The sequence below is a fragment of the Microvirga sp. M2 genome (assembly GCF_047497095.1).
Lineage (GTDB): Bacteria > Pseudomonadota > Alphaproteobacteria > Rhizobiales > Beijerinckiaceae > Microvirga.
In genome coordinates this window covers 698,303-715,505 of sequence record NZ_CP134063.1, presented here as the reverse complement: position 1 = coordinate 715,505, position 17,203 = coordinate 698,303, and the positions used below count along the sequence as shown (strand labels likewise).

At 65.8% G+C, this 17,203-nt stretch carries 14 protein-coding genes and 1 pseudogene; 9 read left to right on the top strand and 6 right to left on the bottom strand.

Annotated features, from left to right (window positions below):
• Positions 1-182 precede the first annotated feature (182 nt).
• Entirely contained in the window at positions 183-1,397 is a 1,215-nt protein-coding gene (nhaA, locus tag RE429_RS03400) for a Na+/H+ antiporter NhaA (RefSeq protein WP_414472974.1), read from the top strand.
• On the opposite strand, the gene ubiG is transcribed toward nhaA, so the two are convergent.
• On the bottom strand, positions 1,370-2,113 hold the full coding sequence (gene ubiG / locus RE429_RS03395; RefSeq protein WP_414472973.1) for a bifunctional 2-polyprenyl-6-hydroxyphenol methylase/3-demethylubiquinol 3-O-methyltransferase UbiG: 744 nt from the start codon (positions 2,111-2,113) through the stop codon (positions 1,370-1,372). The two genes, nhaA and ubiG, sit on opposite strands and share 28 nt — an antisense overlap.
• 130 nt (positions 2,114-2,243) lie before the next feature.
• On the opposite strand from ubiG, the gene RE429_RS03390 reads away from it, so the two are divergent.
• From RE429_RS03390 to RE429_RS03365, 6 genes and pseudogenes are all read left to right on the top strand, one after another.
• Positions 2,244-3,482: an aspartate kinase gene (locus tag RE429_RS03390; protein ID WP_414472972.1), complete on the top strand. Its 1,239-nt coding sequence runs from the start codon at positions 2,244-2,246 to the stop codon at positions 3,480-3,482.
• 103 nt (positions 3,483-3,585) lie between these two features.
• A complete protein-coding gene (gene ptsP / locus RE429_RS03385; RefSeq protein ID WP_414472971.1) occupies positions 3,586-5,853 on the top strand; it encodes a phosphoenolpyruvate--protein phosphotransferase in 2,268 nt (755 codons plus the stop codon).
• Positions 5,853-6,941, top strand: a complete 1,089-nt coding sequence (gene prfA / locus RE429_RS03380) for a peptide chain release factor 1 (protein WP_414472970.1) — start codon at positions 5,853-5,855, stop codon at positions 6,939-6,941. The genes ptsP and prfA overlap by 1 nt, the downstream gene beginning before the upstream one ends.
• A gap of 494 nt (positions 6,942-7,435) precedes the next feature.
• Positions 7,436-7,579 (top strand): annotated as a pseudogene (locus RE429_RS03375) (FosX/FosE/FosI family fosfomycin resistance thiol transferase); the annotation flags it as partial.
• Entirely contained in the window at positions 7,576-8,430 is an 855-nt protein-coding gene (gene prmC, locus RE429_RS03370) for a peptide chain release factor N(5)-glutamine methyltransferase (protein WP_414472969.1), read from the top strand. The pseudogene RE429_RS03375 and the gene prmC, both read left to right, overlap by 4 nt.
• A 381-nt stretch (positions 8,431-8,811) precedes the next feature.
• The gene (locus tag RE429_RS03365; RefSeq protein ID WP_414472968.1) at positions 8,812-9,717 is read left to right on the top strand and encodes a DUF4167 domain-containing protein; all 906 of its coding nucleotides are present in this window, start codon (positions 8,812-8,814) and stop codon (positions 9,715-9,717) included.
• A 138-nt stretch (positions 9,718-9,855) separates the two neighbouring features.
• On the opposite strand, the gene RE429_RS03360 is transcribed toward RE429_RS03365, so the two are convergent.
• From RE429_RS03360 to RE429_RS03350, 3 genes are all read right to left on the bottom strand, one after another.
• On the bottom strand, positions 9,856-10,638 hold the full coding sequence (locus RE429_RS03360; RefSeq protein WP_414472967.1) for an MOSC domain-containing protein: 783 nt from the start codon (positions 10,636-10,638) through the stop codon (positions 9,856-9,858).
• Positions 10,639-10,834: 196 nt separating this feature from the next.
• Positions 10,835-11,104, bottom strand: a complete 270-nt coding sequence (locus tag RE429_RS03355) for a hypothetical protein (RefSeq protein ID WP_414472966.1) — start codon at positions 11,102-11,104, stop codon at positions 10,835-10,837.
• Between the two features lie 6 nt (positions 11,105-11,110).
• On the bottom strand, positions 11,111-11,434 hold the full coding sequence (locus tag RE429_RS03350) for a hypothetical protein (protein WP_414472965.1): 324 nt from the start codon (positions 11,432-11,434) through the stop codon (positions 11,111-11,113).
• A gap of 189 nt (positions 11,435-11,623) precedes the next feature.
• Between RE429_RS03350 and clpB the strand changes: the two genes are divergently transcribed.
• A complete protein-coding gene (gene clpB / locus RE429_RS03345; RefSeq protein ID WP_414472964.1) occupies positions 11,624-14,248 on the top strand; it encodes an ATP-dependent chaperone ClpB in 2,625 nt (874 codons plus the stop codon).
• A 342-nt stretch (positions 14,249-14,590) separates the two neighbouring features.
• On the opposite strand, the gene hpf is transcribed toward clpB, so the two are convergent.
• Positions 14,591-14,995, bottom strand: a complete 405-nt coding sequence (gene hpf, locus RE429_RS03340) for a ribosome hibernation-promoting factor, HPF/YfiA family (protein WP_414472963.1) — start codon at positions 14,993-14,995, stop codon at positions 14,591-14,593.
• A 94-nt stretch (positions 14,996-15,089) separates the two neighbouring features.
• Positions 15,090-16,196 (bottom strand): S1C family serine protease, encoded by a 1,107-nt coding sequence (locus RE429_RS03335; protein ID WP_414472962.1) that lies wholly within the window; start codon positions 16,194-16,196, stop codon positions 15,090-15,092.
• Between the two features lie 139 nt (positions 16,197-16,335).
• On the opposite strand from RE429_RS03335, the gene RE429_RS03330 reads away from it, so the two are divergent.
• A complete protein-coding gene (locus tag RE429_RS03330; protein WP_414472961.1) occupies positions 16,336-17,145 on the top strand; it encodes a DUF4142 domain-containing protein in 810 nt (269 codons plus the stop codon).
• The last annotated feature ends 58 nt before the right edge of the window (positions 17,146-17,203 follow it).

The following is a 17,203-nucleotide window of genomic DNA, read 5'->3' as shown; positions in this document are numbered from 1 at the left end:
ACTTTTTCGCACGATGCGCTACAGCATCGGACGTGAAAAGTGGATTCCACTTTTCACGTCCGGCGTCTGGCAACCTCAGGCAGCAGAGTTGCTCCTGGATTTGTGATGGGACAGCGGGGCCTTCGCCCTTTCATGGCGAACCTTTCATCGTATGACCGGTTTGAGTGAAAGAGGATGAAGGCATGGATCAGCCGAACAGGACCGTGACGCCGAAGCGGCGCATCTCGCTGATGCGCAAGTTCTTCGACAGCGAGGCATCGGGCGGAATGATCCTCATGGGCGTGACGGTGATCGCCCTCGTTCTCGCCAATTCTCCCCTGTCAGGAGCCTATTTCGGAATTCTGAAGACCTATGTTGTCGGCCTCAGTGTCCTGCACTGGATCAACGATGCCCTGATGGCGGTGTTCTTCCTGCTGGTCGGGCTCGAGATCAAGCGCGAGATGCTGGACGGCCAGCTCTCCACCTGGCCGCGCCGCGTCCTGCCCGGCATCGCGGCGCTCGGCGGCATGATCGTGCCCGCCCTCGTGTTTCTCGTCGTCACGCGCAACGAGCCGCAATTCCATCACGGCTGGGCGATTCCGGCCGTCACCGACATCGCCTTCGCGCTCGGCGTGCTGGCGGTGCTGGGACCGCGCGTGCCCACCTCCCTCAAGATCTTCCTGACGGCGCTCGCCATCCTGGACGATCTCGGGGCGATCGTGATCATCGCGCTGTTCTATACGAGCGATCTCTCGCTTGCGATGCTGGGCGCGGCCGCCCTCTGCCTCGCGGTGCTGGTGGCCTTCAACCGCTTCAACGTCACGCGCCTCCTGCCCTACCTGCTCGTGGGCGCGGTGCTGTGGTTCTTCGTGCTGCAATCGGGCATTCACGCCACGCTGGCGGGCGTCGCCCTGGCGCTCACCATCCCGCTTCAGGCCGCCCCGAAGAAGACGCGCGCGGAGGATGCGCCGCTCCATCGCCTGGAGCATGCGCTCCATAAGCCCGTGGCCTATGGCATCATCCCGGTCTTCGGCCTGGCCAATGCGGGCGTCCCGCTCTCGGGCCTGACCCTCGACGCCCTGCTCAGTCCCCTGCCGCTCGGCATCGCCCTGGGCCTGTTCATCGGCAAGCAGGCGGGCGTCTATTCCTTCACGTGGGCGGCGATCCGTCTGGGCTTCGCCGATGTGCCGGCGGGCGCCACGCGGCTGCAATGCTACGGCGTGGCGCTGCTCTGCGGCATCGGCTTCACCATGAGCCTGTTCATCGGCGCTCTCGCCTTCCCGGACAGCCCGGACCTCACCAGCGCCACCAAGATCGGCGTGCTCATGGGCTCGGCCCTCTCGGCCCTGGCGGGCTACGCGCTTCTCAGCGTCGCCCCGCGCGAAAAGCTTCAGGTCCGCGAGGCCAGAAGCATGTAATTGACGGACAGATCCTGCGAGAGGGACCAGCTGTCCCGTAAAGGATTGTACCCGACGCCGGTGAGGTCGTTCACGGAGAATCCCGCCTGCCTGAGGGCGTCGGACAGCTCGTCCGGAGTGACGAACCTGTCCCATTCATGAGTGCCCTTCGGCAGCCAGCGGAGGATGTACTCGGCCCCCACGATGGCGGACGCGAAGGAGCGCAGCGTCCGGTTGATCGTCGCCATGACGAGGCAGCCGCCCGGCTTCACGGCCTGGGCGCAGGCCGTCACGAAGGCCTGCACGTCAGCCACGTGCTCCACCACCTCCATGGCGAGAACGACGTCGAAGCGCTCGCCCCGCGCCACCACCGCCTCGACGGTTTCGTTGCGGAAGTCGACCGGCACCCCGGCCCGCTCCGCATGGAGGCGGGCCACCGAGATGTTGGTGGGCGCCGGGTCGAGCCCCGTAACCCCGGCCCCGAGGCGCGCCAGCGGCTCCGACAGGACTCCGCCGCCGCAGCCCACGTCGAGGATCGTCAGTCCCTCCAGCGAGCGGGCGGAGCGAGGGTCGCGCCCGAACCGGCGGCAGGCTTCGTCCCGGATATAGGCCAGCCGCACCGGGTTGAACCTGTGCAGGACCTTCATGGGGCCGCTCGGGTCCCACCACGTCGCCGCGATCTTTTCGAAACGGGCCACTTCGGCCGGATCGATGGTCGTGGATGCGCCGCGAGTCATAAGACTTAATTCCTCGTCCGAAGAAATGATTTCCGCGCGTTGACAGCGCGCGGCCCTACCGTCATGTATACGCGCCTTTCCGAACTCGCGAAGGGCAAAATTTTTCCCTTAACCTAACGGCCTTCTTCGCATGCCCCGTCTTGTCATGAAGTTCGGCGGTACATCCGTCGCCAATGTAGAGCGCATTCGTAACGTGGCGCGGCATGTCAAACGCGAGGTCGAGGCCGGGTACGACGTGGCCGTCGTGGTCTCGGCCATGGCCGGCAAGACCAATGAGCTGGTCGGCTGGGTGAAGGATGCCCACGCCCTCTACGACGCCAAGGAATACGACGTGGTCGTCGCCTCGGGCGAGCAGGTCACGTCGGGGCTGCTCGCCATCGCCTTGCAGGAAATGGGCGTCAAGGCCCGCTCCTGGCAGGGCTGGCAGATCCCGATCATGACCTCGAGCGCCCATGGAACGGCGCGAATCGTCGACATCGACGGCTCGAGCATCATCGAAAGCTTCGAGAAGCAGGGCGAGGTCGCCGTCGTGTCGGGCTTCCAGGGCCTTCATCAGGAGACCCGCCGCGTCACGACCCTCGGCCGCGGCGGCTCGGACACCAGCGCCGTGGCGCTGGCCGCCGCCATCGGGGCCGAGCGCTGCGACATCTATACGGATGTGGACGGCGTCTATACCACCGATCCCCGCATCGTGCCCAAGGCACAGCGCCTGGATAAGGTGTCCTACGAGGAAATGCTGGAGATGGCCTCCCTCGGGGCCAAGGTGCTCCAGGTGCGCTCGGTCGAGCTCGCCATGATGCACCGGGTCCCGACCTATGTCCGCTCCAGCTTCGACGATCCCGCCGACCCCAAGCTCGGCACCCTCATCTGCGACGAGGAAGACATCATGGAACAGCAGGTTGTCACGGGCATCGCCTATTCGCGCGACGAAGCCCAGATTACGTTGCGGAATGTGGCCGACAAGCCGGGCATTGCCGCCTCGATCTTCGTGCCCCTGGCGGACGCCAACATCAACGTGGACATGATCATTCAGGTGGTTTCGGACGACACCACCACCACGGACATCACCTTCACGGTCCCGTCGGCCGAGTACGAGCGGGCCTGCACCGTCCTCAACGCTCACAAGTCCGAGATCGAGTTTCGCGATCTTCAGGGCGCTACCGACGTGGTGAAGGTCTCGGCCATCGGGGTGGGCATGCGCAGCCACGCCGGCGTGGCGGCCAGGGCTTTCAAGGCCTTGGCGGACAAGGGCATCAACATCCGGGCGATCACCACCTCGGAGATCAAGTTCTCCGTTCTGATCGACTCGGCCTATACGGAGCTTGCTGTCCGCACGCTTCACTCGCTATACGGCCTGGATAAGGCCTAATCGGTGAGCAGCCCGATTGACGGCTGGTCGGTCGGGCTGCAACACTTAAGGCACCACCGCCGGTTCGCTTTGCCGGCTCCGAAGGACGGGAACGTAAACGCTCATGCCAAGTGCTCCCGGCGGTCCGCGCCTTCTGCTGCGCCGCCTCCGCGAGATTATGGCGGAGCCGGTGGGGGCGCAGGACCGCCTTGACAGAATCGTCATCCAAATCGCCGCCAACATGGTGGCCGAGGTGTGCTCCGTCTATGTTCTGCGCGGCGATGGCGTCCTCGAGCTGTTCGCCACGGAAGGCCTGAACCGGGAAGCCGTCCACCAGACGATCATGCGCTCGGGCGAGGGCCTCGTCGGCCTCATCGCATCCACGGCGGAGCCCCTGGCCCTGTCGGACGCCCAGAGCCATCCGGCCTTCTCCTACAAGCCCGAAACGGGTGAAGAGATCTACCACGCCTTTCTGGGCGTCCCGCTGCTCCGGGCGGGCAATACCCTCGGCGTCCTCGTCGTCCAGAACCGCACCTACCGCGTCTATACGGAAGAAGAGGTCGAGGCGCTTCAGACCACCGCCATGGTGGTGGCCGAGATGCTGGCGACGGGCGAGCTGCAGGCCCTCGCCCCGGTCGAGACCGGCATCGCGCTGCGCCGCCCCGTCTACCAGAAGGGAACGGCGCTCGCCGACGGGGTGGGCCTCGGCTACGTGGTGCTGTACGAGCCCCGTGTCGTCATCAAGAACCTGATCGCCGAGAACGTCGAGGCGGAGCTGCAGCGCCTGGAAGACGCCATCGCGCAGGTCCGCACCTCCATCGACGAGCTGATCGAACGCGGCGACGTGGCCCATCACGGCGAGCACCGGGAGGTCCTCGAAACCTTCCGCATGTTCGCCCATGACCAGGGCTGGCTCCGCCGCATGCGGGAGGCGGTGGCCTCCGGCCTCACGGCGGAAGCGGCCGTGGAGCGGGTCCAGTCCGACAACCGCGCCCGCATGCTGCGCCAGACCGACCCCTATCTGCGGGAGCGCCTGCACGATCTCGACGATCTCGCCAACCGGCTGCTCTTCCGCCTCGTGGGGCGCGACATGGTGGCCGAGCGCGAATCCCTGCCCGAGAACGCCATCGTGGTGGCCCGCTCCATGGGGCCGGCGGCCCTGTTGGATTACGACCGCTCGCGCCTGCGCGGCCTCGTGCTCGAGGAGGGCGGTCCCACGAGCCACATCGCCATCGTGGCGCGGGCCCTCGGGATCCCGGCCGTGGGCGAGGTGCAGAATGCCACGTCGATCACCGAGCCGGGCGACGCGATCATCGTCGACGGCGCCGCGGGCGAGGTGCAGATCCGCCCCAGCGCCGACGTGGAGGCGGCCTATGCCGAGAAGGCGCGGCTTCGCGCCAAGCGCCAGGAGCAGTATCAGAAGCTCCGCAACGTGCCCTCCGTCACCAGGGACGGGGTCGAGATCGCCCTGCAGCTCAATGCGGGCCTCCTGGTCGACCTGCCTCACCTCTCCGAAACCGGGGCGGCGGGCGTCGGCCTGTTCCGCACCGAATTGCAGTTCATGATCGCCGAGAGGATGCCCTCGGCCTCCGATCAGCAGGCGCTCTACAGCGCCGTGTTCGCGGAAGCCGGCGACCGGCCGGTCACCTTCCGGACCCTCGACATCGGCGGCGACAAGATCCTGCCCTACATGCAGGCGGTCGAGGAGGAGAACCCGGCTCTCGGCTGGCGCGCGATCCGGATCGGCCTCGACCGGCCGGGCCTGCTGCGGGCCCAGGTCCGCGCGCTCCTGAAGGCGGCCGCCGGACGCCCCTTGAAGATCATGTTCCCCATGGTGGCGACCTGCGACGAGTTCGAGCGCGCACGCGCCATCGTGGAGCGCGAAAAGAGCTATCTTTCGCACCATGGCCACGCCTTGCCGTCCGACCTGAAGCTCGGCGTGATGCTGGAGGTGCCCTCGCTCCTTTTCCAGCTCAAGGAAATCTGCGACCGCGCCGATTTCATCTCCATCGGCTCGAACGACCTGATGCAGTTTCTCTTCGCCATCGACCGCGAGAACCGGCGCGTGGCGGATCGCTTCGATCCCCTGAGCACGCCCATGCTGCGCGCCCTGCGGCTCGTGGCCCAGCAGGCGAAGGCCTCCGGCTGCCTCGCGACCTTGTGCGGAGAGATCGGCGGACGCCCCCTCGAAGCCATGACGCTGCTGGGCCTGGGCTTCCGCTCGCTGTCCATGTCTCCGGCCTCCATCGGGCCGGTCAAGGCCATGCTCCTCGCCCTTGACGTGGGCGAGATCGAAACCTTTCTTCACGAAGAGCTGGAGCATGCCGGGAGCGGCGATACGCTGCGCCCGAAGCTTGCCCATTTCGCGGAAACCCGTGGTATTCCCGTCTGATGACGATCGCTCCTCCCTCCGACCGCCTGAACGCCATCCTGGCCCGCCATGACATCATCACGGCGACGCTCAATGCCGGCCCCGATCCGGAAACCTTCGTGGCGCTCTCGCGCGAGCTCGCGGAGCTCGACGGCGTCGCGGGCGCGATCCGCGCCTATCGCGCCATGGAGGACAACCTGAACGGGCTCGAGGCGCTGATCGACGATCCCTCGACCGATTCCGAGATGCGCAAGCTTGCCGAGGAAGAGCTGCCGCAGGCGCGCGAGGACCTCGAAAAGGCGGCGCAGGATCTGCGCATCATGCTGCTGCCCAAGGACGAGGCCGACGAAAAAAGCGCGATCCTCGAAATCCGCGCCGGCACGGGCGGCGACGAGGCGGCCCTCTTCGCGGGCGATCTCCTGCGCATGTATACGCGCTACGCGGACCTGAAGGGCTGGAAGGTCGAAATCGTGTCCGAGAGCGAGGGCACAGCCGGCGGCTACAAGGAAGTGGTCGCCGAAATCAAGGGGCGCGGCGTGTTCGCACGCCTGAAATTCGAGAGCGGCGTGCACCGCGTCCAGCGCGTGCCCGATACCGAAACGCAAGGGCGCATCCACACCTCCGCCGCGACGGTCGCGGTTCTGCCGGAGGCCGAGGACGTCGATATCGTTCTCAACGACGCCGATCTGAAGATCGAGACCATGCGCGCCCAGGGAGCGGGCGGCCAGCACGTGAACAAGACCGAATCGGCGATCCGCATCACGCATCTTCCGACCGGCACCGTGGTGTTCGTGCAGGACGAGCGTTCGCAGCACAAGAACCGCGCCCGCGCCATGGGTCTCCTCCGCTCGCGCCTCTACGACGCGGAGCGCACGGCCAAGGACGCCGCGCGTGCCGCCGACCGCAAGTCGCAGGTCGGCTCCGGCGACCGCTCCGAGCGCATCCGGACCTACAATTTCCCGCAAGGGCGCGTCACGGATCACCGGATCAACCTGACCCTCTACAAGCTCGAAGAGGTGATCGCCGGCAACGCCCTCGACGAACTCATCGACGCGCTCATCACCGAGCATCAGGCCGCTCAGCTCGCCGCGCAGGATCAGGCCGCATGATCGAGGGCCTGAGCCATATCACGCTCATCACCAGCGACCTGGCACGGATGAGCGCGATCATGGGCCATGTCCTCGACGGCCGGGAAATCTACTCCTCCGGCGACGAGACCTTCTCCCTCTCGCGCGAAAAATTCTTCATCGTCGGCGGCCAGTGGATCGCCGTGATGGAGGGCGAGAGCCTGCCCTCGCGCAGCTACAACCACATCGCCTTCAAGATCCCGGCCGCGGCCATCGGCGATTACCGCGCCCGCATCGAAAGCCTCGGCCTGGAGCATCGGACCCAAAAGTGGAATCCACTTTTGGGATCGATCCGATGCTCCCTTCTTGGAAAGAGCGCATCGTTCCTGCGAAAAACCGGGGCCACTTTTTCGCACGATGCGCGCGAGCATCGGACCCAAAAGTGGAATCCACTTTTGGGATCGATCCGATGCTCCCTTCTTGGAAAGAGCGCATCGTTCCTGCGAAAAACCGGGGCCACTTTTTCGCACGATGCGCTGGAGCTGCGCGAGTCGCGCCCGCGCGTCGATGGCGAGGGCCATTCGCTCTATTTCTACGACCACGACAATCACCTGTTCGAACTGCATACCGGTACCCTGGACGAGCGGCTCGAACGGTATCGCCGGGGCCTCGCCGCTTGACCGCCCTCACCCGCGCCCAGGCATTGAAGAACCTGCGCCGGACCCTCTCGGATGCAGGCTTCGAAACGGCCGCTCTCGACGCGCGGCTCATGCTCCTGTCCGCGCTCGGCATTCCCGCGATGGAGCTTGTGGCCCGTCCCGAGGTTCCGCTGACCGCCGAGGAGATCGGGCGCCTGGAGGCCACGACCCGCCGCCGCCTCGATCACGAGCCCGTCGCGCGCATCGTCGGCGAGCGGGAATTCTGGGGACTGCCCTTCGCCCTGTCGCCCGAGACCCTGGTGCCGCGCCCGGATACGGAAACGGTGGTGGAGACCACCCTCCAACTGCTCCCCGACCGGCAGGCGCCCCTGCTGATGGCGGATTTCGGCACGGGATCGGGCTGTCTTCTGGTGGCGCTCCTGCACGAGCTGCCCCGGACCACGGGCCTCGGCGTGGATCTGTCGCTCGGAGCCCTGAGAACGGCCCGCGGGAACGCCCGGAGGAACGGCGTGGGCGAGCGCAGTCTTTTCGCCCTCTCCCGCTGGGCGGACGCCATCGCCGGCCGTTTCGACCTGATCGTCTCGAATCCGCCCTATATCGCCTCGCCGGTGATCCCCACCCTGGACCGGGAGGTGCGCGAGCATGACCCGTTGCTGGCCCTCGACGGCGGTCCGGACGGCCTCGCTCCCTACCGGGACCTCCTTGGAGACGCCGAGCGCCTCCTGGTCCCCGGCGGGCTCCTGGTCGTCGAGATCGGATTCGATCAGGCCGACGCCCTGCGCAGCCTGGCCGCGATCCATGCCCTTGAAATCCTGAAGGTGGCACACGATCTATCTGACAATCCCCGATGCGTCGCCATGAGGCGAACGTGACCCTGTTGGGTGAGGCATTCTTGCCTCAGGAAGGGGTAAAAGCTGAAAAATGGCTTGTTGGACCGAGAGGAACCCGCTAGATTCGATCATAGAGATCGTCCTCGGTCGGAAGAAAACGGCAGCCCCTGAGGGGGACATGACGGAAGACCAAACGATATCCATCGCGCAGGCAGGGGCTTTTGAACAGCCGGGCGCGATCATCTGAACCCGATACTGAAGGATAGTCAGGCGCTCGATCGGCTCTGGCTGAACAACAGACGGTTTGCCACGCGAACGGTGGGCGTTGAGCCCGTTCGGTGAACATTGGCTTGCAATATCGCGTGGGCTTAAGAACCAGCGAGGCTCGTAGAGCATAAAATGAGACCAGGACAGAACAGGCGAATGCGCGGTCGCAACCGCAACAACGGGAACAAGGGGCCCAATCCCCTGACCAAGAGCTACGAGTCGAACGGTCCGGACGTGAAGATCCGCGGCACGGCTCAGCATATCGCCGAAAAATACAGCCAGCTCGCCCGCGATGCGCAGGCGAGCGGCGACCCCGTGGCGGCAGAAAACTACTTCCAGCATGCCGAGCACTACTTCCGCATCATCGCGGCCGCTCAGGAGCAGCTGCGCGAGCAGTATGGCTACCAGCAGCGTTTCGACGAGGACGGCGACGAGGAGGGCTTCGCTCAAGGAGAGCGCCCGAACTTCGAACGCAACGGCGAGGACGCGGATTTCGGCTCCCAGCCGCAGCCCTACGAGATGCGCGGCGAGAGCGAACGCCCGGCCCGCTTCGAGCGCAATGAGCGCCCCGAGCGCGGCGAGCGGCAGGAGCGCGGCGAGCGTCCCGAGCGCGGCGAACGTCGTGAGCGCTTCCAGCGCGAGCGTGCGCCCCGCCAGGATTTCCAGCGCGATGAGCAATCCTCCAGCGGCGAGGGCGAGCGTCCCGCCCGCTTCGAGCGCAGTGAGCGTTCTGAGCGCAGCGAGCGCCCGGAGCGCGGTGAGCGTCCTGAGCGTGGGGAGCGCCCTGAGCGCCGCGAACGCTTCCCGCGTGAGCGCCGCCGCGAGGAGGCCGATGTCTCCGATGCGGGCACCCTGCCGGCCTTCCTGACGAATCCGGTGCGCTCCGCCCCGGTCGCTGCCGCCGAAGAGCCGAACCCGGCTCCGACGCTGGATTTCGGCGGCGAGCCCGTCGAGGAGCGTCCGCGCCGCCGCACCCGCCGCACCCGTCGCGACGTGGTCGAGGGCACGGGCGACGAGGCCGCGAACTTCACGCCGGACGTGGAGACGCCCGCTGCCGAGTAAGGGCCTCGGGCGCTACGGCACGATGAAAAAGGGAGAGCGGCGCTCTCCCTTTTTCGTTGCCTGGTGCCTATTCCGGCGACGTGATCCGGTTCGCCGTCGAAACACGCCGAACCGGTTCCCGCTTTTGCGTTCGATATTCTAAAGAGCCAGAACGGCCTGTTCCGTCTCGAGGCTGTCGCCAACGGCGACAACGCCGTCACTCAGCACTTCGGCATAGATGCCGCAATCGAAATGCCCGTAGGCCTCCATGAGGCTCTTCGGGATCTGCAGATCGCGGATGCCGGTCCCGGGATCCACATTGGTGGCCGCGCATCGCTCGATGCGCTTCGTCACCTTCAGGCGCACGCCGGACGCGGTGGTGAGCACCTGGCCCACGAGGTCGAACTCGGCCCAGGGTTCCAGTCCGTCGAGGTGGACATTGCCGCGGAAACGCAAGGGATCGACCGGGGCGCCGACCACGCTCTCGACCTGCCGGACGCTGGCGAGATTGATGAGAGAGACGAAGCCGCGCCGGGAATCGGTGAAGCGGAAGCCCTCCGGAGCGGCGAGCACCTTCGGTGGACCGCGCAGCTCCTTCGGCATGAAGCGGCGAAAGAAAGCCTCGATGGCCAGCCGTCCTTCCCGCGTGGAGAGATCGCCCCGCGCCACCTCACGCCCGCCTTCTTCGATGAAGAGCGTCGTGATGCTGTCGAGATAGCGGGTCTTCAGCCGCGCCAGGCTCTCGTTGCGCATGAGCATGAGAAACTTGATCTTGGGCTGGTGCTGCGGGTTTTCCGGATCGAACCCGGCAGGGCCGTTCTCGATGGCAAAAAGCCGGTCACCGGGGAAATACCCGCCCTTGGCAAGGGCTGCGGTTTCCAGTGTCTCGGGCGACAGGCCCTTCACGGGATAGCGTTGGAGAGAGGCGATGCGGATGCTCATGCCCTACCGATAGTGGTCGCGGGATCGGTGGGCAAGGCATCTTGCAAGGCAGCCTGCTTGAGCGTTCACCCTACGTCATGGCCGGACATCTTCCGGCCATTCATGCCCCACCCACGTCCTTGCCCCCTGCAAAAACGTGGATCCCCGGAACGAGCCCGGGGATCCCGAAAAACGGCATAAGGGACGATGGCGTCGACTACGAAGCATCTCCAGAGCGGGCGACCTTCGAGCGCTTCAGCTGGGGCGTGAAGCCTGCCTCGCGTCCGCCGGACCGATCGAATTCGACCTTATGCGGGTCATTCTGCATGCCCTCATGTGAGGTCTGGTGCTCGGGAATGTTGGCCGTGGACCCGGCCTCCTGCTTCATGCGCAATGCTTTCTCGGCATTGGCCATGAGCTCCTGACGGGCCTGTTCGGCCTTACGCTTCTTCGGGTTGAAACGGGCGAGAAGATCGGAAAATCCCATGATGAATCACTCCTTTGCGCGCGAGAGCACGCCATCGCTGCGATCGCTGCCATGCGTGGGCGGGGTATCGACGTTCTGACGGTTCTCGGGAATGTCGCGGGAGGTCTTCATGGTGCCGGTGGAATCACCGATCTCCTGACCCACGTCGACGGCCATGGGGCCCTCTTCGTCGCGAAGCACACGCCCGTTCTCGGTGGTGTCGCCGAAGGTCTGGGGAGTCACCGAAGGCCGCTCCTCCAGCGGGCTCTCCGGCACGGCGAGCCCCAGCTCGGCATTGCGCGCCAGGTCGGCGCGGGCCTTCTCGGCATCTGAGCGCGGGTCGCGCGACATGGAAGCCTCCTTCAATCCGTTGGAACTGCTTGCAGGGTCAATGCGAGGGCCCGAACGGGGTTCCCCTCTTGTTGTTCCGGATCGATATTCCCACCTTAGGTACAGCGGATGCTTCCCGGCGAAGGTCCGACATCGCAGGGTCGGCCCGTGCCTCCGAAGAGGGCGGGCGGATCTGAGGAGGATGACACGATGAATTTTGAAAAATACACCGAGCGTGCCCGGGGTTTCGTCCAGGCTGCGCAGAACTTGGCCATGCGGGAAGGGCATCCGCAGCTCTCTCCGGGCCATGTCCTGAAGGTTCTGCTCGACGATCCTGAAGGCTTGTGCGCCGGTCTCATCGACCGGGCGGGCGGACGCTCGCGTGATGCGCATGCGGCAGTCGAGCAATGGCTCGCCAAGCAGCCGAAGGTTTCCGGCTCCGCCGCGCAGCCGCAGGCGACGCGCGAGCTGATGCGCTTCTTCGACACCGCCGAGAAAGCCGCCGAGAAGGCAGGCGATTCTTACGTGACCGTCGAGCGGATGCTGCTGGCATTGGCGGTCGAGAAAGACAGCGAGGCCGGCAGGATTCTCGCCCAGGCCGGCGTGACGGCTCAGGGTCTCAATGCCGCGATCAATACCTTGCGCAAGGGCCGCACGGCCGACAACGCGACGGCGGAGAACGCCTACGATGCGCTGAAGAAATACGCGCGCGACCTCACCGAAGCGGCCCGCGAGGGCAAGCTCGATCCGGTGATCGGCCGCGACGAGGAAATCCGCCGCACGATCCAGGTCCTTTCGCGCCGCACCAAGAACAACCCGGTTCTCATCGGCGAGCCCGGCGTCGGCAAGACCGCCATCGTCGAGGGCCTGGCGCTGCGCATCGTCAACGGCGACGTGCCCGAATCCCTGAAGGACAAGCAGTTGCTCGCCCTCGACATGGGCGCGCTGATCGCGGGCGCGAAATATCGCGGCGAGTTCGAGGAGCGCCTCAAGGCCGTTCTGCAGGAGGTGACCGCGGCCGAAGGCGGCATCATTCTCTTCATCGACGAGATGCACACGCTCGTCGGCGCGGGCAAGGCCGACGGCGCGATGGATGCCTCGAATCTGTTGAAGCCCGCACTGGCGCGCGGCGAGCTGCACTGCGTCGGCGCAACCACGCTCGACGAGTATCGCAAGCACGTCGAAAAGGACGCCGCGCTCGCCCGCCGTTTCCAGCCGGTCTTCGTCAGCGAACCCACCGTCGAGGATACGGTGTCGATTCTGCGCGGCCTGAAGGAAAAGTACGAGCAGCATCACGGCGTGCGCATCACCGACTCGGCGCTCGTCGCGGCAGCGACCCTGTCGAACCGCTACATCACCGACCGCTTCCTGCCGGACAAGGCCATCGACCTCGTCGACGAGGCCTCGTCGCGCCTGCGCATGCAGGTCGATTCGAAGCCGGAGGAGCTCGACAACATCGACCGTGAGATCGTGCGCCTCAAGATCGAGCAGGAGGCCCTGAAGAAGGAGACGGACGCCGCCTCCAAGGATCGCCTCGAGCGCCTCACGAAGGAACTCGCGGATCTGGAAGAGCAGTCCGCCGCCATCACGGCGCGCTGGAAATCCGAGAAGGACAAGCTCGGTACCGCCGCCGACCTGAAGAAGAAGCTCGAGGAAGCCCGCAATCAGCTGGCGGCAGCCCAGCGCAACGGCGATTGGGCGAAGGCGGGCGAGCTCTCCTACGGCGTCATTCCGGGCCTCGAGAAGCAGCTCGCCGAAGTCGAAGCCAGGGCGGATGGCGGCGGCCTGATGGAAGAGGCGGTGACGCCCGACCACGTGGCGCAGGTCGTCTCCCGCTGGACGGGCGTGCCCGTCGACAAGATGCTCGAAGGCGAGCGCGAGAAGCTGCTGCACATGGAGCAGGATCTCGGAAAGCGCGTCGTCGGCCAGCGCGAAGCGGTGGAGGCGGTCTCGACCGCCGTGCGCCGTGCCCGCGCGGGCCTGCAGGATCCGAACCGGCCGATCGGCTCGTTCATGTTCCTCGGCCCCACGGGCGTCGGCAAGACCGAGCTGACGAAGGCGCTCGCGGCCTTCCTGTTCGACGACGAGACCGCGCTCGTGCGCCTCGACATGTCGGAATACATGGAGAAGCACTCGGTCTCCCGGCTCATCGGCGCGCCTCCCGGTTATGTGGGCTACGAGGAAGGCGGCGCCCTGACGGAAGCCGTCCGCCGCAGGCCCTATCAGGTGGTGCTGTTCGACGAGATCGAGAAGGCGCATCCGGACGTGTTCAACGTTCTCTTGCAGGTGCTCGACGACGGCCGCCTCACGGACGGACAAGGCCGCACCGTGGACTTCCGCAACACGCTCATCATCATGACCTCGAATCTGGGGTCCGAATATCTGGTCAACCAGCCCGAGGGCCAGGATACCGACGCGGTGCGCGACGAAGTCATGGGCGTGGTGCGTTCGCACTTCAGGCCCGAGTTCCTCAACCGCGTGGACGAGATCATCCTCTTCCACCGCCTGAAGCGCTCGGAGATGGGAGCCATCGTCGACATCCAGCTGAACCGCCTGCAGAAGCTGCTCGCCGACCGCAAGATCACCTTGCAGCTCGACGAGGATGCCCGCGAGTGGCTCGCCGAGAAGGGCTACGACCCGGCTTACGGCGCCCGGCCTTTGAAGCGCGTGATCCAGAAGAACGTGCAGGATCCGCTCGCCGAGGCCATCCTCGCCGGCGAGATCAAGGACGGCGAGACCGTGCCCGTGCATGCGGGCCCGATGGGCCTGGCCATCGGCAACGCCACCGTGGCCAAGACGGCGGAACGTCCGCCTGAGGGCGTGCGGCTGAACTGAACCTATTGACGGCAGCGACATGAAAGCCCCGCAGACATTGCGGGGCTTTTGCATCAGAAGGCCGACTGTAAGATCTTTTTGAGTCGGGTTCCGACATCGGTGAGCGGAAGCCCGTATTCGGTCATCCCCACGGCGGCGGGGAACCATGAACACGTCCATGAACACGTCCATGAACACGCCATGGCGGGGACCGGGGCGGCAGGTGCCGTTGCACTCGCTTCGGCATCGGCGGCCGTTATGGGATCCCGGGCTCCGCTTCGCGGCCCCGGGATGAGGATAACGATGGGTCTGCGACCCGGCATGTGGGATTTCAGGCGCGTGGGATTTCAGGCACGACCTGGCCTATTCCGCAGCCGCCTGGAACTCGTCCTCGTCTCGAGCAGGCGCCCGGGCGCCTTCACGCAGGACCACATCCTTGTCGATACGTTCCGCCTTGTCCTCGCGAAGCTCGCGCTTGGAGCGGCGAAGCTGCTTGGCAGCTTTCTGCAGGGCCTGACGGAACGCGGCATAGACCTCCTTGTTCTTGGCCTCGCCGGTCATCACCTTCAGTGCGCCCATCTGGATATTCACCGTGCATCGATAGGTGATGCCCTCGCGGCTCACATACACGGACGCATTGCTCAGCCGTCCGAAATACTTCCCGGCCACCTGGCGGATATTGGTCCTGGCGAACTCGGGAAACGCATCTCCCAGATCGACATTCGAGCTTTGCACCAGAATGCTGCTCTCGGCGCCTTCAAGACTCATTCGCTCCTCCGCTGGATAACGATTCAATGGCTAACGGGGCACAAGCGCGATGGTTGCCGCGCCGGCTCAAGATAAACGGCCCGACAACGCGTCTTCAAGGTCTGCGCGGCTGCGACGGCTCCTGGCCGATATCCACGATGCGAACCTCGACCGTGCGGGTGCTGTCGTTACGCATCACTTTCAGGGCAACCGTTTGTCCGACGCCGGCGCGCTCGAGGCTGTCCGTGAGGTCGGACAGGCGCCGCACGGGCTCGTCTCCGACACCGACGATGACGTCGCCGATCGCCCCGACGGCCGGGTTGACCCCGCGCAGGCCGGCCTGTTCCGCGGGCGATCCCGGCGCGACGCCGGCCACGATGACGCCTGTTACGCCGAGCCGAGCCGCCACGGTCTCGTCGGCGGCGAGAATGCCGATTCCGGGCGTGGGAACCCTCCCCTCGCGGATGAGTTCGGGGACGACCCGGTTCACCACGTCCACGGGAATGGCGAAGCCGATGCCCGCATTCGTTCCGGACGGCGAGTAGATCGCCGTGTTGACGCCGATCAACCGCCCAGCCGAATCGAGCAGCGGACCGCCGGAATTACCGGGGTTGATGGCGGCATCGGTCTGGATCACGCCCGCGATCTCGCGCCCGCCGCTGGTGGGCAGCCGCCGCTTGAGCGCGCTGATGATGCCGGTCGTGAGCGACTGATCGAGGCCGAACGGATTGCCGATGGCGTAGGCCGTCTGACCCACTTTCAGATCCGCCGAGCTACCCACCGCCACGGGCGGCGGCAGACCGCTCCGGCTGTTGAGGCGCAGCACCGCGAGATCGTAGTTGGGCGCTTGCCCGACGACCTCGGCGGGCAGCACCTCGCCGGAGGCGAGGCGCACGACGAAACCCGAGCCGCTGGCCACCACATGTTCATTGGTGACCACATGCCCGGCCGCATCCCACATGAAGCCCGTTCCGGACTCGGACGGCTCCGCTTCCGCCCTGGGGCTGCGCTGCGACAGGCTGACCACCTGTACGACCGAGGGCGCCACGGTCTCGAAGACCTGGATCGTCGAACGCTCGAGCTCCGACAGGTCGCCGCGCGCCACGACCGGACGCGGCGTGCGTGCGGAAAAGAGATACGAGTCCACATAGGGCTGAACGACGAGGATCGCGAGCAGCACCGCGACCGCCAGCATGATCACGCGCGTTATCCGATCCTGCATCACGCTTCCCCACCGTCGGTGTCTTACGATGTTCTCTACAATGGACGCGCCTGGGCAGACTTCGTTCCTCACCCGATCCTCTCTCGAACAAAAGGCGTTCGCGAGCGTTCGCCCCGACAGACCTTCGCAGGAGAAGCCCATGCCTTCGCAGGAGAAGCCCATGCCTTCGCAGGAGAAGCCCACGCCCTCGCGGGAGAAGCCCACGCCCTCGCGGGAGAAACCCATGTCCGTCCGCCACGCCGTGATCGCCGGCATCGCCGTTGCCTTTGCCCTCCCGGCCCTTGCTCAGCAGCAGAACCAGGCGATCCCCTATCCCGTGACGCCGCAGCCTGCCGAAACCCACCCCAATCAGGCGCTCGGACAAGGCGCCGACCAGCGCCAGCAGCGCACGCAAGCGGGAGGCGCGCCTCAGGATACGCGGAGCCATATGGGTCAAGGACAGGCCAACGGCGCTCCCGCCGCGCAGGGGCAGCGGCAATCGCAGGAAGACGGCCAATACGTTCAGCAGGCGCTCGCATTGAGCACTGTCTCGCTCCAGCAGTCGAATTTCGCCCTGTCGAAGGCCCAGGATCCGCGTGTGAAACAATTTGCGGAGTTCGAGATCGGCGAGCAGAACACCCTCACCGACGTCCTGCATTCCTTCGCCGATCCTGCCGCGACCGCATCGACGACCACGGGCGCGCAGGGTTCCGCATCAACCGCGCCGGAGCTGTCGCAGGCGGATTCGGTCGCCATGGAGCGACTCTCGAAAGCGCAGCCCGGCGCGGCTCTGGATCGCGAATATGTCGGCATGCAGATCGAAGGACACCAGAAGCTGCTGAAGCTGCAGGAGGACTATCTGCAGAATTCCGGCAATCGCGAAATGATCAACATCGCCAAGCTCGCACGTGGGCAGATCAAGGAGCACATCGCGCTGCTCGAAGACATTCAAAAGGGGCTTGGCCGCTAACAAAAAGGACTTGGCCGCTAACAAAAAGGACTTGGCCGCTGAGGATTTCCGGCTCCGC

What these genes read in the sequence shown, in the direction of transcription:
- nhaA (WP_414472974.1), top strand. Translation starts at nt 183, where the DNA reads ATGGATCAGCCGAACAGGACCGTGACGCCGAAGCGGCGCATCTCGCTG.
- hpf (WP_414472963.1), bottom strand. Translation starts at nt 14,995, where the DNA reads ATGAGTCTTGAAGGCGCCGAGAGCAGCATTCTGGTGCAAAGCTCGAAT.
- RE429_RS03390 (WP_414472972.1), top strand. Translation starts at nt 2,244, where the DNA reads ATGCCCCGTCTTGTCATGAAGTTCGGCGGTACATCCGTCGCCAATGTA.
- ubiG (WP_414472973.1), bottom strand. Translation starts at nt 2,113, where the DNA reads ATGACTCGCGGCGCATCCACGACCATCGATCCGGCCGAAGTGGCCCGT.
- ptsP (WP_414472971.1), top strand. Translation starts at nt 3,586, where the DNA reads ATGCCAAGTGCTCCCGGCGGTCCGCGCCTTCTGCTGCGCCGCCTCCGC.
- clpB (WP_414472964.1), top strand. Translation starts at nt 11,624, where the DNA reads ATGAATTTTGAAAAATACACCGAGCGTGCCCGGGGTTTCGTCCAGGCT.
- RE429_RS03365 (WP_414472968.1), top strand. Translation starts at nt 8,812, where the DNA reads ATGCGCGGTCGCAACCGCAACAACGGGAACAAGGGGCCCAATCCCCTG.
- RE429_RS03330 (WP_414472961.1), top strand. Translation starts at nt 16,336, where the DNA reads ATGCCTTCGCAGGAGAAGCCCATGCCTTCGCAGGAGAAGCCCACGCCC.
- RE429_RS03350 (WP_414472965.1), bottom strand. Translation starts at nt 11,434, where the DNA reads ATGTCGCGCGACCCGCGCTCAGATGCCGAGAAGGCCCGCGCCGACCTG.
- RE429_RS03335 (WP_414472962.1), bottom strand. Translation starts at nt 16,196, where the DNA reads ATGCAGGATCGGATAACGCGCGTGATCATGCTGGCGGTCGCGGTGCTG.
- prfA (WP_414472970.1), top strand. Translation starts at nt 5,853, where the DNA reads ATGACGATCGCTCCTCCCTCCGACCGCCTGAACGCCATCCTGGCCCGC.
- RE429_RS03360 (WP_414472967.1), bottom strand. Translation starts at nt 10,638, where the DNA reads ATGAGCATCCGCATCGCCTCTCTCCAACGCTATCCCGTGAAGGGCCTG.
- RE429_RS03355 (WP_414472966.1), bottom strand. Translation starts at nt 11,104, where the DNA reads ATGGGATTTTCCGATCTTCTCGCCCGTTTCAACCCGAAGAAGCGTAAG.